This window comes from Arthrobacter sp. MYb214, assembly GCF_002979865.1.
Taxonomy (GTDB): domain Bacteria; phylum Actinomycetota; class Actinomycetes; order Actinomycetales; family Micrococcaceae; genus Glutamicibacter.
In genome coordinates this window covers 610,528-627,026 of sequence record NZ_PCPZ01000002.1, presented here as the reverse complement: position 1 = coordinate 627,026, position 16,499 = coordinate 610,528, and the positions used below count along the sequence as shown (strand labels likewise).

Annotated in this window: 20 protein-coding genes; 4 read left to right on the top strand and 16 right to left on the bottom strand. The window is 62.0% G+C overall.

What is annotated here, in order from left to right:
• The first annotated feature begins 32 nt into the window (after nt 1-32).
• Together CQ012_RS08645 and CQ012_RS08640 are read left to right on the top strand one after the other, a co-directional pair.
• Nucleotides 33-554: a phosphoribosyltransferase gene (locus CQ012_RS08645; RefSeq protein WP_105658140.1), complete on the top strand. Its 522-nt coding sequence runs from the start codon at nt 33-35 to the stop codon at nt 552-554.
• Nucleotides 555-761: 207 nt separating this feature from the next.
• Nucleotides 762-1,244, top strand: coding sequence for a GNAT family N-acetyltransferase (locus CQ012_RS08640; RefSeq protein WP_105661892.1), 483 nt, complete (start codon nt 762-764; stop codon nt 1,242-1,244).
• On the opposite strand, the gene CQ012_RS08635 is transcribed toward CQ012_RS08640, so the two are convergent.
• The 9 genes from CQ012_RS08635 to infC form a co-directional block, all read right to left on the bottom strand.
• Entirely contained in the window at nt 1,241-1,450 is a 210-nt protein-coding gene (locus CQ012_RS08635) for a hypothetical protein (RefSeq protein WP_146112934.1), read from the bottom strand. The genes CQ012_RS08640 and CQ012_RS08635 overlap by 4 nt on opposite strands.
• Before the next feature lie 152 nt (nt 1,451-1,602).
• On the bottom strand, nt 1,603-4,146 hold the full coding sequence (gene pheT / locus CQ012_RS08630) for a phenylalanine--tRNA ligase subunit beta (RefSeq protein WP_105661890.1): 2,544 nt from the start codon (nt 4,144-4,146) through the stop codon (nt 1,603-1,605).
• 3 nt (nt 4,147-4,149) lie between these two features.
• Nucleotides 4,150-5,229: a phenylalanine--tRNA ligase subunit alpha gene (pheS, locus tag CQ012_RS08625; protein ID WP_105661889.1), complete on the bottom strand. Its 1,080-nt coding sequence runs from the start codon at nt 5,227-5,229 to the stop codon at nt 4,150-4,152.
• Between the two features lie 142 nt (nt 5,230-5,371).
• Complete coding sequence (locus CQ012_RS08620) at nt 5,372-6,013, bottom strand: LppM family (lipo)protein (protein WP_146112933.1); 642 nt, start codon at nt 6,011-6,013, stop codon at nt 5,372-5,374.
• Between the two features lie 72 nt (nt 6,014-6,085).
• Complete coding sequence (locus CQ012_RS08615) at nt 6,086-6,526, bottom strand: (deoxy)nucleoside triphosphate pyrophosphohydrolase (RefSeq protein ID WP_105658146.1); 441 nt, start codon at nt 6,524-6,526, stop codon at nt 6,086-6,088.
• A complete protein-coding gene (locus CQ012_RS08610) occupies nt 6,516-7,430 on the bottom strand; it encodes a TrmH family RNA methyltransferase (protein ID WP_105661887.1) in 915 nt (304 codons plus the stop codon). Before CQ012_RS08610 ends, CQ012_RS08615 begins: the two co-directional genes overlap by 11 nt.
• Nucleotides 7,431-7,541: 111 nt before the next feature.
• Nucleotides 7,542-8,192 (bottom strand): 50S ribosomal protein L20, sunset domain variant, encoded by a 651-nt coding sequence (gene rplT / locus CQ012_RS08605; protein WP_105658148.1) that lies wholly within the window; start codon nt 8,190-8,192, stop codon nt 7,542-7,544.
• A gap of 104 nt (nt 8,193-8,296) precedes the next feature.
• Nucleotides 8,297-8,491: a 50S ribosomal protein L35 gene (rpmI, locus tag CQ012_RS08600; protein WP_013348480.1), complete on the bottom strand. Its 195-nt coding sequence runs from the start codon at nt 8,489-8,491 to the stop codon at nt 8,297-8,299.
• A gap of 165 nt (nt 8,492-8,656) precedes the next feature.
• On the bottom strand, nt 8,657-9,307 hold the full coding sequence (infC, locus tag CQ012_RS08595) for a translation initiation factor IF-3 (protein WP_388023856.1): 651 nt from the start codon (nt 9,305-9,307) through the stop codon (nt 8,657-8,659).
• 330 nt (nt 9,308-9,637) lie between these two features.
• Between infC and CQ012_RS08590 the strand changes: the two genes are divergently transcribed.
• Entirely contained in the window at nt 9,638-10,003 is a 366-nt protein-coding gene (locus CQ012_RS08590; protein WP_013348478.1) for a DUF1844 domain-containing protein, read from the top strand.
• A 103-nt stretch (nt 10,004-10,106) separates the two neighbouring features.
• Complete coding sequence (locus CQ012_RS08585; RefSeq protein WP_286134609.1) at nt 10,107-10,652, top strand: GNAT family N-acetyltransferase; 546 nt, start codon at nt 10,107-10,109, stop codon at nt 10,650-10,652.
• Here the strand turns inward: CQ012_RS08585 and CQ012_RS08580 are convergent.
• The 7 genes from CQ012_RS08580 to CQ012_RS08555 form a co-directional block, all read right to left on the bottom strand.
• A complete protein-coding gene (locus CQ012_RS08580) occupies nt 10,649-11,986 on the bottom strand; it encodes an MFS transporter (protein WP_105658151.1) in 1,338 nt (445 codons plus the stop codon). The two genes, CQ012_RS08585 and CQ012_RS08580, sit on opposite strands and share 4 nt — an antisense overlap.
• Before the next feature lie 41 nt (nt 11,987-12,027).
• Nucleotides 12,028-12,909, bottom strand: coding sequence for an SseB family protein (locus CQ012_RS08575; RefSeq protein WP_105661885.1), 882 nt, complete (start codon nt 12,907-12,909; stop codon nt 12,028-12,030).
• Between the two features lie 221 nt (nt 12,910-13,130).
• A complete protein-coding gene (gene priA, locus CQ012_RS08570; protein ID WP_105661884.1) occupies nt 13,131-13,868 on the bottom strand; it encodes a bifunctional 1-(5-phosphoribosyl)-5-((5-phosphoribosylamino)methylideneamino)imidazole-4-carboxamide isomerase/phosphoribosylanthranilate isomerase PriA in 738 nt (245 codons plus the stop codon).
• Nucleotides 13,869-13,895: 27 nt separating this feature from the next.
• On the bottom strand, nt 13,896-14,045 hold the full coding sequence (locus CQ012_RS17585) for a CG2302 family histidine operon protein (RefSeq protein WP_166650645.1): 150 nt from the start codon (nt 14,043-14,045) through the stop codon (nt 13,896-13,898).
• Nucleotides 14,046-14,047: 2 nt separating this feature from the next.
• Complete coding sequence (gene hisH, locus CQ012_RS08565) at nt 14,048-14,683, bottom strand: imidazole glycerol phosphate synthase subunit HisH (protein ID WP_105658154.1); 636 nt, start codon at nt 14,681-14,683, stop codon at nt 14,048-14,050.
• Nucleotides 14,684-15,304 carry an imidazoleglycerol-phosphate dehydratase HisB gene (gene hisB, locus CQ012_RS08560; protein ID WP_013348471.1) on the bottom strand — a complete coding sequence of 207 codons (621 nt, stop codon included), beginning with the start codon at nt 15,302-15,304 and terminating at the stop codon, nt 14,684-14,686.
• 22 nt (nt 15,305-15,326) lie between these two features.
• A complete protein-coding gene (locus tag CQ012_RS08555; protein ID WP_105661883.1) occupies nt 15,327-16,433 on the bottom strand; it encodes a histidinol-phosphate transaminase in 1,107 nt (368 codons plus the stop codon).
• Between the last annotated feature and the right edge of the window lie 66 nt (nt 16,434-16,499).

Below are 16,499 nucleotides of genomic sequence, written 5' to 3'. Positions count from 1 at the left end.
CACCACACCAAATTCGGGGCTAAAATTGCAGAATGACTAGCATTGACGATTCCGGGGCATCCGTCCTTTCAGAACCAGAGCGCGAGATCCTCACCTGGGACACCTTCGGTGAAGCTTCCCGCGAACTGGCACAGACCATTGTCGACGACGGCTTCGAGCCGGACATCGTTCTGGCAGTAGCACGAGGCGGCCTGCTGCTGGCCGGCTCGATTTCCTACGCTCTGGGCGTCAAGGCCTGCGGTGCGCTGAACGTGGAGTTCTACACCGGCATCGGCACCGTCCTGCCGGAGCCAGTGGTTCTTCCTCCAATGCTGGACGATGGCCACCTGCGCGACAAGAAGATCCTGATCGTTGACGATGTCTCCGACTCCGGCCGCACCCTTGAAAAGGTTGTCGATCTGGTGTCCGCCTGGGGCGCCGAGGTCAAGACCGTCTGCCTGTACACCAAGCCGCGCACCATCATGGTCCCGGATTACGAATGGCGCCGCACCGACAAGTGGATTACCTTCCCATGGTCGGATCTGCCACCAGTTACCGCTGGCGCAGCCAAGTAAAGTATTTGAATTTCAGCAGGGAACGGCGAGCTTTCGCCGTTCCCTGCTTTTGTTTTGAAGCTACTGCCGCGGGCGCAAGTCCAGGCTGAATCCGGGGCATTGCGGAAAGTCCCCGGTGAAGTCGGCTTCCATCCCGAAGGACTCGTAGAAGAACTACGGCCAATGAAACAAGTTTGCGCGCGCTTCGTTCCCGCATAGGCTGAACCCATGGGTCCTTCACTGCTGCTAACGCCAATGACCGAGGCGGATGCAGATTTCGTTGCGCGCCTGGCTGCAGACGAACGCGTCATGGCCCATATCGGCGACGGAAGCACCTGGAGCGCGGAGCACACCGCGCAACGCGTGGAACATGCCCTGAGCAGTCCGGAGATCTCCTGGTTTATCGCGCGCCGCCAGAATTCTCCGGTTGGACTTTTCACCGCTACCGAACGCAGGCATGCCACCGAAATCGGCTATTGGATCGCCCCGGAATGCTGGGGCCAAGGCTTGGCGAAGGCAATAGTCAGCGAAGGGCTCGCGCAATTGCAGGAAACCGGTCGAAGCGCATTTATCGCTCGTGCCGATGCCTCGAATATCGCCTCGCTGAAAGTGCTTGCCCGTTACGGGTTCATCGCGCAGGCGAAGGAAGGCCCTGGGCTCATAACGCTGACACGGGTTCTTCCCACTGTACCGGTGCCGCCAGCCAGCTAGGGCGTGTAGGTTTTCGATGGGCGGAGCCTATCGGGTGCTTCTTCCTCTACCGTAGCGCTCGGGGTCGCCGGTTCTTCGAGGTGGGTTCCGGCGCCACGCTGGATAAACAGCACCGCTGCCCAGCCTGCCGCGATGAGGACGGCAACGGCCAGGATCCCGAGGAAGAACACCAGCAGCACAGCACCGCATGAACGCAATCCCTTCACTTCAAGCCTCTTCCCTCATCTAGTCGCATTGTCGGGATATCCCAGATCAAGTGTAGTCCTCAACCTGTCCAACCGGGCATGGCGACAAAGCAAAATGCCCTGCCGCTTTCCGATCATCAGGAGAGCAGCAGGGCATCTGGCAGGCCAAAAGCCTAGCGCTGGGAAGCGCCGAACTTCTCGGTAGCCGCAGCCACCGCCGCGGCACGAGCCTCGGACGCCTCGTCGGCGGTCAGGGTGCGGTCGGCGGCACGGAACCTCAGGCCGAAGGCCAACGACTTCTTGCCGTCTTCGATGCCCTGGCCCTGGTACACGTCGAACAGCGCGATGTCTTCGAGCAGTTCACCGGCGCCTTCGCGAAGGGCGGCAAGCACATCGCCAGCCACGACGTCCTGGTCGACAACTAAGGCCACGTCCTGGGTAGCCAGCGGCTGGGCGGACAGGTGCTGCTGGGCCACAACCACTGCAGGTGCAGCAGCCATCAGTGCGGCAGCATTCAGTTCCATGGCCACGGTACGTGCTGGCAGGTCCTGGTCCTTGAGCAGCTGCGGGTGCAGTTCACCGGCGTAGCCAACGACCTGCCCGGAAACCTTCAGTACTGCAACACGGCCCGGGTGGAAGGCCTGGTGGCTGCCCTGGGCAACCTCAAGCTCAACGCCGAGGACATCTGCCGCGCAGTGCGCCGCATCCAGCGCGTCGGCCCAGTCCCAGGCACGCGGTGCGAAGCCGGCCGCAGCCGATGCTTCGCGGCCGGTGAGAACCGCGGCCAGGTGCCATGGCTGGTTAGGGACGCCGTTGAGCAGCTCGGCCAGGACCTCATCGCTTGGCTTTTCTCCCAGCGGAGGCAGAACCGAGGAGCCCAGCTGCGTACCTGGCAGGAAGACGAGGCCTCCTTCATACAGCGCCAGGTCGCGGAAGCCACGGCCGATGTTGCGGCGAGCGGTTTCCAGCAAGCCCGGCAGCAGCGAGGTGCGCAGGAAGCGGAATTCCTTGGAAATCGGGTTGGCCAGCGAAATGGCCTTGACCTCGGTACCGGCTTGCGCAGCACCAAAGGTGCTGTTCTGCGCTTCGGAAACGAACGGGTAGTTCAAGACCTCGGTCAGCCCTGCATCTGCCAAGCCCTGCAGCAGGCGGCGGCGCTGGGACTGGGCGCGGGTCAGGCCACGGCCCGGAGGGGCCACAGGCAAGGTCGCCGGGATCTTGTCATAGCCGACTACGCGGGCTACTTCCTCGACCAGGTCTTCCTTGATGTCCAAATCCGGGCGCCAGCTTGGTGCGGTGACCAGGAAGCCCTCGGCGTTCTGCTCAACGCTCGCGCCGATGCCTTCCAGCGCGGTGATGGTCTGCTCATCGGTGTAGTCCACGCCGATCAGGGCTCCCGCGAAACCTGCCGGCAGCTGGATCTGGGTGTCGGCAGGAATCTGGCCCGCGTCGGTGGCCTTGGTGGTTTCGGTGCCGCCGGCCAGCTGCACCAGCAGGTCCACGGCACGCTGGGCCGCGATCTGCATGATGCGTGGGTCCACGCCACGCTCGAAGCGCTTGGAGGCTTCGGAAGGCAGCTTGTGGCGACGGCGCGAACGGCCGATGGACACGGTGTCGAAGTGAGCGGCTTCGATCAGCACGCGGCTGGTCGAATCCGAGACCTCGGTGGCCGCGCCGCCCATGACGCCGGCAATGCCAATGGCGCCGGACTCATCGGTGATCAGCAGGTCCTCGACCGACAGCTCGCGTTCCTTGGCATCCAAGGTCACCAGCTTTTCGCCGGCGTTGGCGCGGCGCACGGTAATCGCACCGGCCAGCTTGTCAGCATCGTAGAAGTGCAGTGGCGCGCCGAGTTCCAGCATGACGTAGTTGGAGATATCGACTACCAGCGAGATCGAGCGCATGCCGGCCAGCTGCAGGCGCGAAGCCATCCAGCGCGGGGTCGGGAGGCTCGGGTTGATGCCGGTGACCTCGCGGGTCACGAAGCGGGTGCAGCCCGGTACGCCGTAGATCGGCGCTTCGTCGCGGAGCACTACCTCATGGCCGGCTTCGGTGGCTTCCGAAACGGTCACGATCGATGCGGGATCGGTGAAGGAGGTGCCGGTGGCCAGCGCGTATTCGCGCGCTACGCCGCGGATCGAGAAGCAGTAGCCGCGGTCCGGGGTCACGTTGATCTCCGCCGCCTGGTCATCCAGGCCGAAGAGCTCGAAGACGTCGGTGCCCAGTTCCGGGTCCAGGCCCAGCTTGGACAGGACCATGATGCCGTCGTGGTCTTCGCCGATGCCCAGCTCGCGGGAGGAAGCGATCATGCCCGCCGAGGTGTGGCCATAGGTCTTGCGCGGCGAGATCTTGAAGTCCCCTGGCAGCACGGCGCCGGGCAGGGTGACAACGACCTTGTCGCCTTCCACGAAGTTGTGCGCACCGCACACGATCCCCTGCACGCCCGAGGGGTCGATGCCCTTGCCGGTCAGGGTCTGCTCGGCGCCTTTTGGAACCACGCGAACCTGGCACCAGTTGATGGTCTTGCCATTGGAGGCAACTTCCTTTTCCAGGGAAATCACCTGGCCGACCACGATGGGGCCCGAGAGCTCATCGCTTGGACGGTGGACATCTTCTTCTTCGAGGCCGACCTTGACCAGGTCTGCCATGACGTCTTCAGCCGATGCGTCGGCTGGTACCTGCGCGTACTCGCGCAGCCAAGATAGTGGAATACGCATTGCTTAGATCTCCATCCCGAAGTGCTGGCTGAAACGGATGTCGCCCTCGATCATGTCGTGCATGTCTGGGACATCGTTGCGGAACATGAGCGTGCGCTCGATGCCCATGCCGAAGGCGAAGCCGGAGTACTCTTCGGGATCAATGCCAGCTGCGCGCAGCACGTTCGGGTTGATCATGCCGCAGCCGCCCCACTCGATCCAGCGCGGTCCGCCCTTGGCACCTGGGTGCCAGATGTCCAGCTCTGCCGATGGCTCGGTGAACGGGAAGTAGGCAGGGCGCAGGCGGATCTGCGCTTCGGCGCCGAACATCTGCCGGGCGAAGTGCTCCAGGGTGCCGCGCAGGTCGGCCATGGTCAGGCCCTTGTCCACGGCCAGGCCTTCGAACTGGTGGAAAACCGGGGTGTGGGTGGCATCGAGCTCATCGGTGCGGAAGGTGCGCCCAGGGCACAGCACGTAGACCGGCACATCGCGCTCGAGCATCGAGCGGACCTGCACCGGGGAGGTGTGGGTACGCAGCACCAGGTGCGCGTCGGCAGGCTCCACGAAGAAGGTGTCCTGCATTTCGCGGGCAGGATGGTCCGGCTTGAAGTTCAGCGCGTCGAAGTTGAACCATTCGGATTCGACTTCCGGGCCCTCGGCGATTTCCCAGCCCATGCCGACGAAGATGTCGGATACACGGTCCTGCAGGACCGAGAGCGGGTGGCGGGCGCCAACGCTGCGGCGGCGGGCGGCGGCGGTGACATCCACGGTTTCTTCGACCAGGATGCGGGCGGCTTCGGCTTCTTCGAGCACGGTGGTGCGGGCAGCCAGGGCCTTGTTGACCCGTCCGCGGGCACCGCCGACGAGCTTGCCGGCAACAGCCTTCTGGGTCTTGTCCAGCTTGCCGATCTGGCGGTTGGCCAGGGACAGCGCGGACTTCTCGCCGGTGTGGGCCAGGCGCGCTTCCTTCAGCTCGTTCAGGTCGCCAGCGGCCTGGATGGCTGCCAGGGCGGCGTCGACCGCGCCCTGGATGCCGGCTTCATCGGTTGGGTGCGGAACATTGGACTCCCCGACAGGAGCTTGTTCAGTTGTCTGATCAGACATGGGATCGATCGATCCTTACTCTTATCTTGTACTTACGCGTAGAACACTTTGCTTCCATTCTATGGCTAAGGGCCCGTGATCGTTTCACCGATGACGGGCCCTTGGCGTGAAGCTTCTTACCTTGAAGCAGGATTGCTGCTCATTAATGCGATTCCTTGGCACCCTTTGGCGCGAAAGCGGCAACGAAGACGAAGGTCAAAACCAGCAGCGCCCCGCCGAATACTGCGGAGTAGAACATGGTGTGGTCAACCTTGGCGGTAGCCTGGTAGGCGGCGGCGCCCTTGATCATGTCGAAGGTGACGGTGTGGTGCTCGACGGTACCCGGGGTGTGCGAGGTGACTGCGCCGGGGAAGGTGACGTGCAGGTTCGCTTCGGTGAAGGAAGAATCCACGGTGGCTTTGTCGCCCGGCATCGAGAAGGAGTATTCCTTCCCGTCATCGCCCAGGCTGATTTCGAAGCCGAAGACGCGGAATGCGTCAGCCAGCTGGACGTAGGTCATCGGGCTGGTGGTTTCAAAGCGCAGGCCGACGTTTTCGCCATCATCGATGTTGCTGTAGCTCCACTGGTCCCCCAGCTGCTGTTCCATCATTTCGATGTCGATCTGGCTCTCGAGGACTTCTTCAAAGCTGACGCCATTGAGCGTCGACTTGTGCAGGGTCAACTGCATGGCCCCGGCGACCTTGTCTTTGCCCAAGACGTTGACTTCTGCGTTCATGTTGACGCAACCAGAAAGTGCTAGGACGGCGGCGAAGGCCAGAGCGATAACGCTCATAAATCGCTTCACGAAAAGTGCTCCTCAAAATATCGGCTATAGGCACAGTGCCAGAAGTTGGCGCGGTAATAAGCTTACGGGTGTTTAGTGCTGCGCCCCGGCACGTGCCTGGGCCAGGCATGCCGCCACGATCGGCGCATCGGCCGGAATCCACGGGACGACGGCGGACAGCGAGTCATCGAGTTCCAGCCAGGCCAGCTGGTCATGCCCGTCCAGGGTCGCTGGCTCGCCCTCGGTGATCTGGGCGAACCACATGCGCATGGCAGCCTTCTCGTTCAGCTGCCACCCTTGGGGATGCGGGCCTGGGATGGGCGCGCCAAGACGCATCTGCACCCCGAGTTCCTCGCGCAGCTCGCGGTGCACGGCCTGGACTTCGCTCTCGCCGGGTTCGACTTTTCCACCGGGGAATTCCCAGAGCCCGGCAAGGGCTTGAGGGCGGTTGCGGCGCGCGGCAAGCAGCCTGGTGGGCCGGGCCAGGTCATCGACGATGGCCACGGCAACAATTTGCTTGAGTTCAGCTGCCATGGGAGTCCAGTGCGCTCCGATTCGCTGAGCGCTGGGCGCGGGCCGAAGCGTACAGGCAGACGGTGGATGCGGTACCCACGTTCAGGGATTCGGCAACACCGTAGAGCGGCACGGCCACGCGGTAGTCGGCGGCGTCCTTCTCGCGCTCCTCCAGCCCCTGGCCTTCATTGCCGAACAGCCACAGGGTTGGCGCTTCCAGCACCGGCTGTGCTTCTGGCGCTTCGGTGCCTGGCTGGCTTGCACGCAGCACGGCGGCATCCTGCAGGGTGTCCAGGTTGTGGGCAGCATAGCCGTCGGCGGCCAGGATCTGGCTTCCGGTGGTCTTCGCGGCGGCGACCAGGTGGTCGAATTCGATGTTGTTCAGCACCGGTACGTGGAACAGCGAGCCGGCGGTGGAGCGCACGGCCTTCGGGTTGTAGATATCCACGCTGCCCTTGGTCAGGATCACCGCATCGGCTCCGGCGGCATCGGCGGCACGCAGGATGGTGCCGGCATTGCCCGGGTCCTGGATGCGGCAGAGCACGGCGATCAGCTTCGGCTTGGTGTCCAGCACCTCGCTCAGCTGCGGCTGGGACATGGCGACCACGGCAAGGATGCCCTGCGGGGTCTGGGTGTCAGCCATGGCGTGCAGCACTTCGCCGGTGACGATGCGGGTTGGAACCTTGGCGCTATCGAGCAGCTGCACGAATTCTTCGTGGCTCTCCAGAAAGCCGCCGACAACATAGACGCCCTGGACCAGGTTGTCGTCCTCCAGATGGGCCTTGAGTGCTTCGCGTACCGCCTGCGGGCCCTCAACGAGGTATTCGCCGGTGGCTTCGCGCCCCTTGCTCTTGGCCAGACGCGCGATGGCCTTGACTCGTTCGGCGCGTGGATTGGACATCACTTCTGGAGGAAAACTGCTCATGTCTCGAGAATACCGGTAGAAACACGCAAAGGGCGGGTCCGCGCTGTGCGCGGGACCCACCCTTCGGTGTGATCTGTCCTACCTGAGCCTCAGCTCAAAGGGAGAAGAGATTTACTTCATCTGCTGACGGGATTCGCCGCCAGCTGGTTCGAAGCCTGCAGCCTTGGCAGCTTCGATGGAGTTGAACCAGAACTCGGCTTCGGTCTGGTCGTACCAGGTCGAGCCTGGAACGTGGTACTTGTTCGAGCCGGCGTTGCCCTTGATGATGAAGCCCTCAGGTGCGTCTTCGCCTTCAACGGCCTTGACTACGCCTTCGCCCTCGACGGACTTGGCAGCAGCCTTTGGAGCCTTGGCAGCCTTAGGTGCAGCAACCTCAGCAGCGGCAGCCTTTGGGGCGTTGACGTCAGCTGGAAGTGCATCCTTGGCAAGCTTTACCAGGGTAGCGAAAGCGTTCGAGTCCGAAACAGCCAGCTCTGCGAGCATACGACGGTCAACCTCGATCTGAGCAGCCTTCAGGCCCTGGATCAGACGGTTGTAGGTCATGCCGTTGGCGCGGGATGCAGCGTTGATGCGCTGGATCCACAGGCGGCGGAAGTCGCCCTTGCGCTTACGGCGGTCGTTGAAGCTGTAAACGAACGAGTGGAGCAGCTGCTCCTTGGCCTTACGGTACAGGCGCGAACGCTGACCGCGGTAACCCTTTGCGCGTTCCAGAACGACGCGACGCTTCTTGTGGGCGTTTACTGCCCGCTTCACACGTGCCACGTGTGTACTCCTTCAAGTCAGTTCCCCAGTGCCCGCGATTTTGCGGGATGGGTGAAATCTATGGGTGGTGGGGTATTGCTTCCCCGTATTGCGAAAGGGAGAGCTTAGAGGCCCAGCATCCGCTTGATGGTCTTTACATCGGCCTTAGCGACGATCTGGTCAGAAGCCAGGCGACGGGTAACGCGCGAGGACTTGTGCTCCAGGTAGTGGCGACGGTTGGCCTGCTGGCGAGCGAGCTTACCGCTACCGGTGAGCTTGAAGCGCTTCTTGGCGCCACTGTGAGTCTTGAACTTCGGCATAGCTGCCGTTCTCCTTACGTGCTCCACCCGGTAAAGCACCGGGTGGGGATCATCCGAAGCGGGCCCCGATAAAGGTGACCGCTGTTGTTCTCTTGTAGTTGGACCTTCCCGGAAGAAGATCCTTCACCGTGAACGGTGACGGGCTCGAAAGCCCAACAGGCTTGGCTAGGCGTCGCCTTCAGCTGCCTGACGTGCCTGCTCCAACTTGGCGCGGGCTTCATCATCCATGGAAGCTGCGACATTCTGGCCCTCGGTCTCAGCCGGAGCGTCGGTGCGGATCTTGCGCTTGGCCGCGCTGCGGCCACCCGACTTCTGCTGCTGTTCGCGGCGAGCCTCTGCCTTGTTCTTCAGCGGACCAACAACCATGACCATGTTTCGGCCATCGATGCGCGGGCTGGACTCAATGATTCCAACTTCGGCGACGTCTGCTGCAAACTTTTCAAGCAAGCGAATGCCCATCTCTGGACGCTGCTGCTCACGACCACGGAACTGGATCATGGCCTTGACCTTGTCGCCGGCGCCCAGGAAGCGCAGTGCGTGGCCGACCTTGGTCTCGTAGTCGTGGGTGTCGATCTTCAGGCGGAAGCGGACTTCCTTCAAGACCGTGTTGGTCTGGTTCTTACGAGCTTCGCGAGCCTTGACAGCGGCTTCGTACTTGTACTTGCCGAAATCCATCAATTTGCACACTGGAGGCTTGGCGCTGGGTGCCACCTCGACCAAGTCCAGATCGGACTCGAGAGCAAGACGAAGCGCGTCCTCGATACGGACGATGCCTACCTGCTCGCCATTAGGGCCGACGAGACGTACCTCTGGCACGCGAATGCGCTCATTAATGCGTGGATCGCTGATGTGTCACTCCTGAAATTCGTAATCCATGACCGCAAACAAAGAAGGCCCCCGTCTGCGATTGCAGGCGAAGGCCAAAAAGAACGACAAAGCCGAACACGGGATTGCTCCTGCGTAAGCGCTTGGGGAATGCATTGCTGCAATCCTGCCGAAATACCCGGAAGCCTGGAAACGGCGACAGCGGGTGGGAGTTGGCCTCCACTTGCATGGCTCAATACTAGTACGAATCCCACATCCAGTGCTAGCTGGAGAACTGCGAGAAGTACCGGCATCGAGTCGGTCTGTGACAAGCTTAGCAGTATGACTAACGAAGACACCAACTCGCACCAGCACGCTGTCGACCAGCAGGTGCGCGATATCGCAGAAGTTGCAGCCGTTGAAATCATCACCACGGCCGCCGTCCACCTGATGAGTGCAGCAGCAGTCAAGTGCGGACTTGCAGAGGGCGAAGATGCCAATGAGCTGAAGGATCTCGATGAGGCCCGCAAGCTGATCACCGCACTGGCAGGCCTAGTCACCGCCGGTGCGCCTGAGATCGGCTCGCAGCACGCAGCGCCTTTGCGTGACGGCCTGCGCAGCCTGCAGCTGGCCTTCCGCGAAGCTTCAATCATCCCGGATGCACCAGGCAAGGGCCCGGGCGAGAAGTTCACCGGACCGGTCAACTAAGTAATATTGGCTGAATTTTAAGAGATTAACATCATGGACTCGTTTCCCCAGGGAAACGGGTCCATTGTTGTTCGGATCACCAAGCTAGGTTGGAATCATGCAGATGCTCGAACAACCAGTGATCGACGCCGGCGCTTTCCGGCTCCGCCCCTTCCAGCCCAGCGACATTCCTGCCGTGAGGCAGGCCTCCACGGACCCCTACATTACGCAAATCACCACGGTCCCGGCGCAAGGAACTGAAGCCGGCTATGCGGCATTCATCGAGCGCCAGCACCGCCGGGTGGCCGAGGGCAGCGGGTATTCATTTGCCATAGCCGAAACGGCCACGGATCGTGCCGTTGGGCAAATCGGCTTGTGGCTGCGCAATGCCGACCACGGCAGGGCCAGCATCGGGTATTGGATCGCACCGGAGCACCGCAGGCGCGGCATTGCCAAGCACGCGTTGGCTGCGCTCGGCGCCTGGGCATTGGAGCATCCGGGAATCGACCGGATCGAACTCTACGTGGAGCCGTGGAACGAGGGGTCGTGGCGGGCCGCTGAAGCGTGCGGCTTCCAGCGTGAAGGCTTGCTGCGCAGCTGGGAACAGGTGGGCACCGCACGCAGGGACATGTACATGTACTCGCGGCTCAGGGCGACTCCAAGAGCCTAGGCGATCGTTTCCAGGCGACGGCGGCGGGCGCGGCGAACGCGGCGGCGGATCTGCTGCGCAATCAAGGCAATCACCACGACCACTGCAGCCATGGCGCCGATGCCAAGGAAGGCCGGGGCGGGTCCGAGGTTGTCGACGAATATGCCGGTGATCGGCGATCCCAACGCGGTGCCAGCGGTCATCGCAGAGCCATACCAGCCCATGGCTTCGCCGCGACGCTTTTCGGCCACCAAGTCGGTGAGCCACTCAGAGGCCGCCGACAGCGTCGGCGCGCACAGGAAGCCGGGGAGTGCGGAGAACAGCGCCAATGACCAGGTATCCCACGCGAAGTACATGGGGATCGTCAGCACGGCCATGCTCAGCAGCAGCACCAGTGGAGAAATAACCCGCTTCATCGACCCGTAGATCAGGCCGCCGACCAGCGAAGCTCCGCACCAGAAGAAGAACACCAGACCCAGCTGGTGGCTCTGCGCCGACGCATCCAATTCGGCCACGATGGCCACTTCTGTGCCGGTGAGCAGCATGCCTGCTCCGGCCGCGGCAATGAATACTGCCAGGACCGAAGCGCTGACCCAGTTGAAACGGTTCTTGAAGTTGCGACCACGCTGCTTGATGCGGGCGCGGGCAGACTTCATGCCGGCTGCGATCAGCTCGCCCTCGACTTCGGGTACACCCATCGGCGCGGCCGCAATGAAGCTGGCCTCCGCCCCCAAGCGTTCCTCGTGCACGTTGGCCCGCGAGGCGATCGCCTTGGGATCATCGCTGCGCGTTGGCGGATTCAGGATCATCAGCGCCAACCCGGCAACCGTCGAGGTCACGCCGATGACGCTCAATCCAATGACGCTGCTGATCTGGGTGGCGACAATACCGGCGCTTGCAGGTCCGACGATGAACACCAGTTCGGTGGCGGTTGCATCCAAGGCGAAGGCGGTACGGCGCTGTTCGCCGGTGGTCATGATGCCCAGCGCGGTACGCACCACGGAGAAGACCGGTAGCGCGAAGAGTCCGCCGATGAAGGCCAGCGGGTACACCCAGACCAGTGGAACATGCGGCACCGTGCACCAGACGAGTGTTTCGACGATCACCGATGGGATCATCGCGCGGCGCAATCCCCAGACATCTACGCGGGCACCGCGCCACGGGGCGCCAATGGCGATGCCCAAGGTCATGACGGCCGTGACCAGACCGGCCGAAACCCAGGATTGGCCGAGGTTGTTCACCAGATGCAGGAGCAGCAGCATGCTCAATGCGGAGTGCGGAAGTCGGGCAATCATGCCAATCAGCAACAAAAGTGAGATCTGCGGTTGACGCAAAATCTGCCAATAGCTTTTCATGCCCGGAAAGTTCCTTGTCTGGTCGAAAGGAGCCCGCCGGTTTAGTTCGGCGCGCTGTGCAAACTGAGTTCGAGGGAATCCACTGCTTCAGCGAATTCGGTGTTTTGGGACAAACGTCCGTGGATTGCGCGAGTCGTCTCGCGAGCGTCGTTCTCGCTCGTTCCGGGAACAAAAACAAACTGCAAGTTCAGTTCCGGTCCGGGACCTCCGCCAAGGACCACTTTCCCGTCCTTGCTGCGTGAGCCGACTCCCCTGCCCGGGGCAACCTTGACGGTCTGCAACTGGCCAAAGCCTTCGGTTGCATCCTGCACCAGGTTGGCGATCCGCTGGTTCTGATAACTCGGAATCCAGTCGATCTGCTTGGCCAGGTTCCAGACCCCCGGTCGTCGAAGCACGAAGGTGAATTCGCTTCCGGGATCGAGTACCAGCAGCTGGCATTCCTCGCTGACTGCCGAGAGGGCCGCCCGCGGGGCGTAAACCGCCACTGGTCGAGCTTCCTTGTGCCAAGCCTGCAATCGTTCGACGGTCGTGAAGATCGGCAGGGCCATGCGGCCATCTGGAGCCTTGATTTTCACCAGCGCCATATCGGCTTCCTTGTCGGATGCGAAGCCGTGTTCCGTCATGGCTTCTTCGCCGAGCTGGGCTACCACCGCAACGAAAACGCGTGCCTCGGACAAGGATTTATGCACCTCGCCCTCCCCTGCGCTGCCATCGCGCAAGGCCGCCAGTGCGGCAACGACGTTGGCGTCGGCCTTGCCGTCGTCCTTGTCGAAATTATGCAGGGGGTTGCCTTCACCGCTCAGGTCCCGGCCTTCCCAGTCCTGACCGGCAGAGTCGGTGCTAGAGCCTGCCTGCGCCAGTGCAGCGACAATATGTCCCGGCAGGTGGCGTTTGGGTGCAGATTCAGGTTGCTCGGTACTCATAGCTCCATGCTATCGGTGGTTTCGGGGTTGTTGGAGGGAAGTTTCAAAACTGCAGTCATGAGCTTGGACACCCCTATCCGATGATTTCAGATTTCTTTCCCAGCACCTGCGCGCAGTCGCGGGCCCGAGGAGGGAAAGACCGGGATCCGCTTTCACGAATAAAAAAAGACGATTCAAAAGCGCGAGCTCCTGAATCGTCTTTCCCTGCTGCAGCATGGGGCCTAGCGGCGCCCTGCTACATCGAGCGCTTCTTGCAAGGTGAATTGGCCCGAGTACAGCGCCTTGCCCATGATGGCTCCTTCGATGCCTTCTCGAACCAGCTCGCGCAAGACCCGGAGGTCTTCGAGCGAGGAGATGCCGCCCGAGGCGACAATCGGCTTGCTGGTCTTGGCAGCGATTTCGCGCAATAGTTCAACGTTCGGTCCGCGCAGGGTGCCGTCCTTGGTCACGTCGGTGACGACGTAACGGGCGCATCCGGCATCTTCGAGGCGGGCCAGAACATCCCACAGGTCGCCTCCGTCCTTGGTCCAGCCGTGGCCGGACAAGGTGGTTCCGCGCACGTCCATGCCCACGGCGATCTTGTCGCCGTGGCGGGCAATGGCCTGCTTGGTCCATTCCGGGTTCTCCAGCGCGGCGGTTCCGAGGTTGACGCGGGTAGCACCGAATTCCAGGGCCCGGTCAAGTGAAGCGTCATCGCGGATACCGCCGGAGAGCTCGACCTTGATATCCAGTTCCTTGGCAATGCGCTGGACAATCTCAACATTGCTGCCACGGTCAAAGGCTGCGTCCAGGTCGACCAGGTGCAGCCATTCAGCGCCGGCATTCTGCCAGGAGAGCGCAGCTTCCAGCGGGTCGCCGTATCCGGTCTCGGAACCGGCTTCGCCCTGGACCAGGCGCACTGCCTGTCCGCCAGCGATATCTACTGCAGGCAAAAGTTCGAGGATTGGTTGCTCGCTCATGATGTCCTTAGTGAAGAAGTAGTGTGATTAGTAGGTCAAGGACCAGGCTGCGATCAGGCTCAGGCCTGCAAGTACCCACAGCGCGATGATCCATGAGATATGGGCCTTCTGGCTCTTCAGCGAAATGGCTCCGCCAATCAGGAAGGCCCCGACAACGCCCAGAATAAGGGTCCACATGCCTAGAGCGTCCCCAACCAATTGCGAAGCAGCTGCGCGCCAGCGTCCCCGGACTTCTCCGGGTGGAACTGCACTGCCGATAGCGGGCCGTTCTCGACGGCGGCCACGAAGGGCGTTCCGTGCGTCGACCAGGTCACCTGTGGCGGGGTCATCGCTGGCTGCGTTACGTCGAATTCCCACTTCTGAACAGCGTAGGAGTGCACGAAGTAGAATCGTTCACCCTCGATGCCGGCGAACAGCTTGGATCCCTCCGGCGGGCGTACCGTGTTCCAGCCCATGTGCGGGATGACATCTGACTGCAGGCGTTCAACCTTGCCCGGCCATTCGCCAATGCCTTCGGTTTTCACACCGTGTTCCACGCCTTCTTCAAAGAAGACCTGGTGTCCCACGCAGATACCCAAAACCGGCAGGCCCCCGGCAATGCGGCGACCGATCCAGCGCAGGGAACCGGTTTTGGCCAGCTGCTCCATGACCGAGGCGTAGGCGCCAACACCGGGGACTACCAGGCCGTCGGCGGCCACGATCTTCTTCGGATCTGCGGTCAGTTCCACTTCGGCGCCGGCGGCTTCCAAAGCGCGCACAGCGGAGCGGACGTTGCCGGAACCATAATCCAGGACAACTACTGTTTTCTTTTCCACTTACAGTGCACCCTTCGTGGATGGGATCTTGTCGCCCATGCGCTCATCGCGCTCTACCGCTTCGCGCAATGCGCGCGCGAAGGACTTGAACTGCGCTTCAACGATGTGGTGCGGGTCGCGACCCGAGAGCACCTCGATGTGAGCACAGATCTGTGCGTGGAAAGTGATGGCTTCGAAGACGTGACGGGTCATCGAACCGGTGAAGTGACCACCGATCAGGTGGTATTCCTGGCCCGCAGGCTCGCCGGAGTGCACGAGGTATGGCCGGCCCGACACATCGACTACCGAACGGGACAGGGCTTCGTCCAGTGGAGCGTAGGAGGTGCCGAAACGGCGGATGCCGGCCTTGTTGCCCAGTGCCACGCGCAGTACTTCGCCAATGGTGATCGCGGTGTCCTCGACGGTGTGGTGAACGTCGATGTGGGTATCGCCGGTTGCACGCACGGTGAGATCGATGAGCGAATGCTTGGATAGCGCAGTCAGCATGTGGTCGTAGAACGGCACCGAGGTGCTGATCTCAGAGACACCGGTGCCATCGAGGTCCAGTTCAACGAATACGGACGATTCGCTGGTCACGCGTTCCATGCGGGCGCGACGTGCGCCAATCAATTCGGCAGACATGTCTTCCTTCGCTTGTCTTTGATTACTTCTGCGAGCCGAGCAGTTCGGCAAGTCGTTCCAAGAAGGCTGTGGTTTCCGATTCGGTTCCTGCCGTAACACGCAAGGTTCCCGGGATTCCATTGTCGCGGATGATGATGCCGGCTTCCAACAGGCCTTCCCAAATCTTGTGGGGGTCTTCGACGCCACCGAAGAAGACGAAGTTGGAGTCGGAGACCGATGGCTTGAGGCCAAGTTCCTTCAGGCGCGCGACGATGCGGTCCCGCTGGGACTTGATGTCCTCGACCTGGGCCAACAGCAACTCGATGTTCTTCAAGGCCGCGATGGCGGTTGCCTGGGTCACTGCCGACAGGTGGTACGGCAGTCGCACCAAGCGGATGGCATCGGTGACTTCTGGCGCAGCGGCCAGGTAGCCTACGCGCGCACCGGCCAGGCCGAAAGCCTTGGACATGGTGCGCGAGACAATCAGCCGCTGGCGGCCTTCGAGCAGGCTCAGCGCCGAGGTGGTGCTGGCCAAGGAGAACTCGGCGTACGCCTCATCCACGATCACCATGCCGTTATGCTCGCTCATGGCTTCATATACCGCGGTGATGACGTCCAGGCCAAGGGCCGTGCCGGTGGGGTTATTCGGAGAGCAGAGGAAAACGATGTTCGGCTTGTGCTCGCGAACCTGTGCGGCTGCGGAATCGGCGGACAACGTGAAATCTGCGGCGCGTTCACCGGCGATATATTTCGTGTCAGTACCACTGGCAAGCAGCGGGTACATGGAGTAGGTTGGGCCGAAGCTCATCACGGCACGGCCGGGGCCGCCAAAGGCTTGCAGGATTTGCTGCAGGATTTCATTGGAACCGTTAGCGGCCCAGATATTGTCCTTGGTGAGCGAGTGGCCGAGGTAATCGGCTAGGAGTTCGCGAAGCTCGGTGAACTCGCGGTCCGGATACCGGTTCAACGTTGCCGCCGCCTTGGCCACCTCTTGTGCAATGGCATCGACGACTGTCGGTGGCAACGGATGGGTGTTCTCGTTGACGTTCAGCTGGATGGGCACGTCAATTTGTGGTGCGCCATAAGGGGATAGCCCGCGGAGATTCTCACGCAAGGGCAGCTGACTCAAAAGTTCACTGCGGTCATTCACGCATCAAGTCTACGTGCGCAGCGCGCCTGCCGGTGAATCCGCTACGGCCACAGGTAACAAACTCGA

Coding starts and splice junctions, on each gene's coding strand:
- CQ012_RS08645 (WP_105658140.1), top strand. CDS start 33: ATGACTAGCATTGACGATTCCGGGGCATCCGTCCTTTCAGAACCAGAG.
- CQ012_RS08640 (WP_105661892.1), top strand. CDS start 762: ATGGGTCCTTCACTGCTGCTAACGCCAATGACCGAGGCGGATGCAGAT.
- pheT (WP_105661890.1), bottom strand. CDS start 4,146: ATGCGTATTCCACTATCTTGGCTGCGCGAGTACGCGCAGGTACCAGCC.
- pheS (WP_105661889.1), bottom strand. CDS start 5,229: ATGTCTGATCAGACAACTGAACAAGCTCCTGTCGGGGAGTCCAATGTT.
- CQ012_RS08615 (WP_105658146.1), bottom strand. CDS start 6,526: ATGGCAGCTGAACTCAAGCAAATTGTTGCCGTGGCCATCGTCGATGAC.
- CQ012_RS08610 (WP_105661887.1), bottom strand. CDS start 7,430: ATGAGCAGTTTTCCTCCAGAAGTGATGTCCAATCCACGCGCCGAACGA.
- rpmI (WP_013348480.1), bottom strand. CDS start 8,491: ATGCCGAAGTTCAAGACTCACAGTGGCGCCAAGAAGCGCTTCAAGCTC.
- CQ012_RS08590 (WP_013348478.1), top strand. CDS start 9,638: ATGACTAACGAAGACACCAACTCGCACCAGCACGCTGTCGACCAGCAG.
- CQ012_RS08585 (WP_286134609.1), top strand. CDS start 10,107: ATGCTCGAACAACCAGTGATCGACGCCGGCGCTTTCCGGCTCCGCCCC.
- CQ012_RS08580 (WP_105658151.1), bottom strand. CDS start 11,986: ATGAAAAGCTATTGGCAGATTTTGCGTCAACCGCAGATCTCACTTTTG.
- CQ012_RS08575 (WP_105661885.1), bottom strand. CDS start 12,909: ATGAGTACCGAGCAACCTGAATCTGCACCCAAACGCCACCTGCCGGGA.
- priA (WP_105661884.1), bottom strand. CDS start 13,868: ATGAGCGAGCAACCAATCCTCGAACTTTTGCCTGCAGTAGATATCGCT.
- CQ012_RS17585 (WP_166650645.1), bottom strand. CDS start 14,045: ATGTGGACCCTTATTCTGGGCGTTGTCGGGGCCTTCCTGATTGGCGGA.
- hisB (WP_013348471.1), bottom strand. CDS start 15,304: ATGTCTGCCGAATTGATTGGCGCACGTCGCGCCCGCATGGAACGCGTG.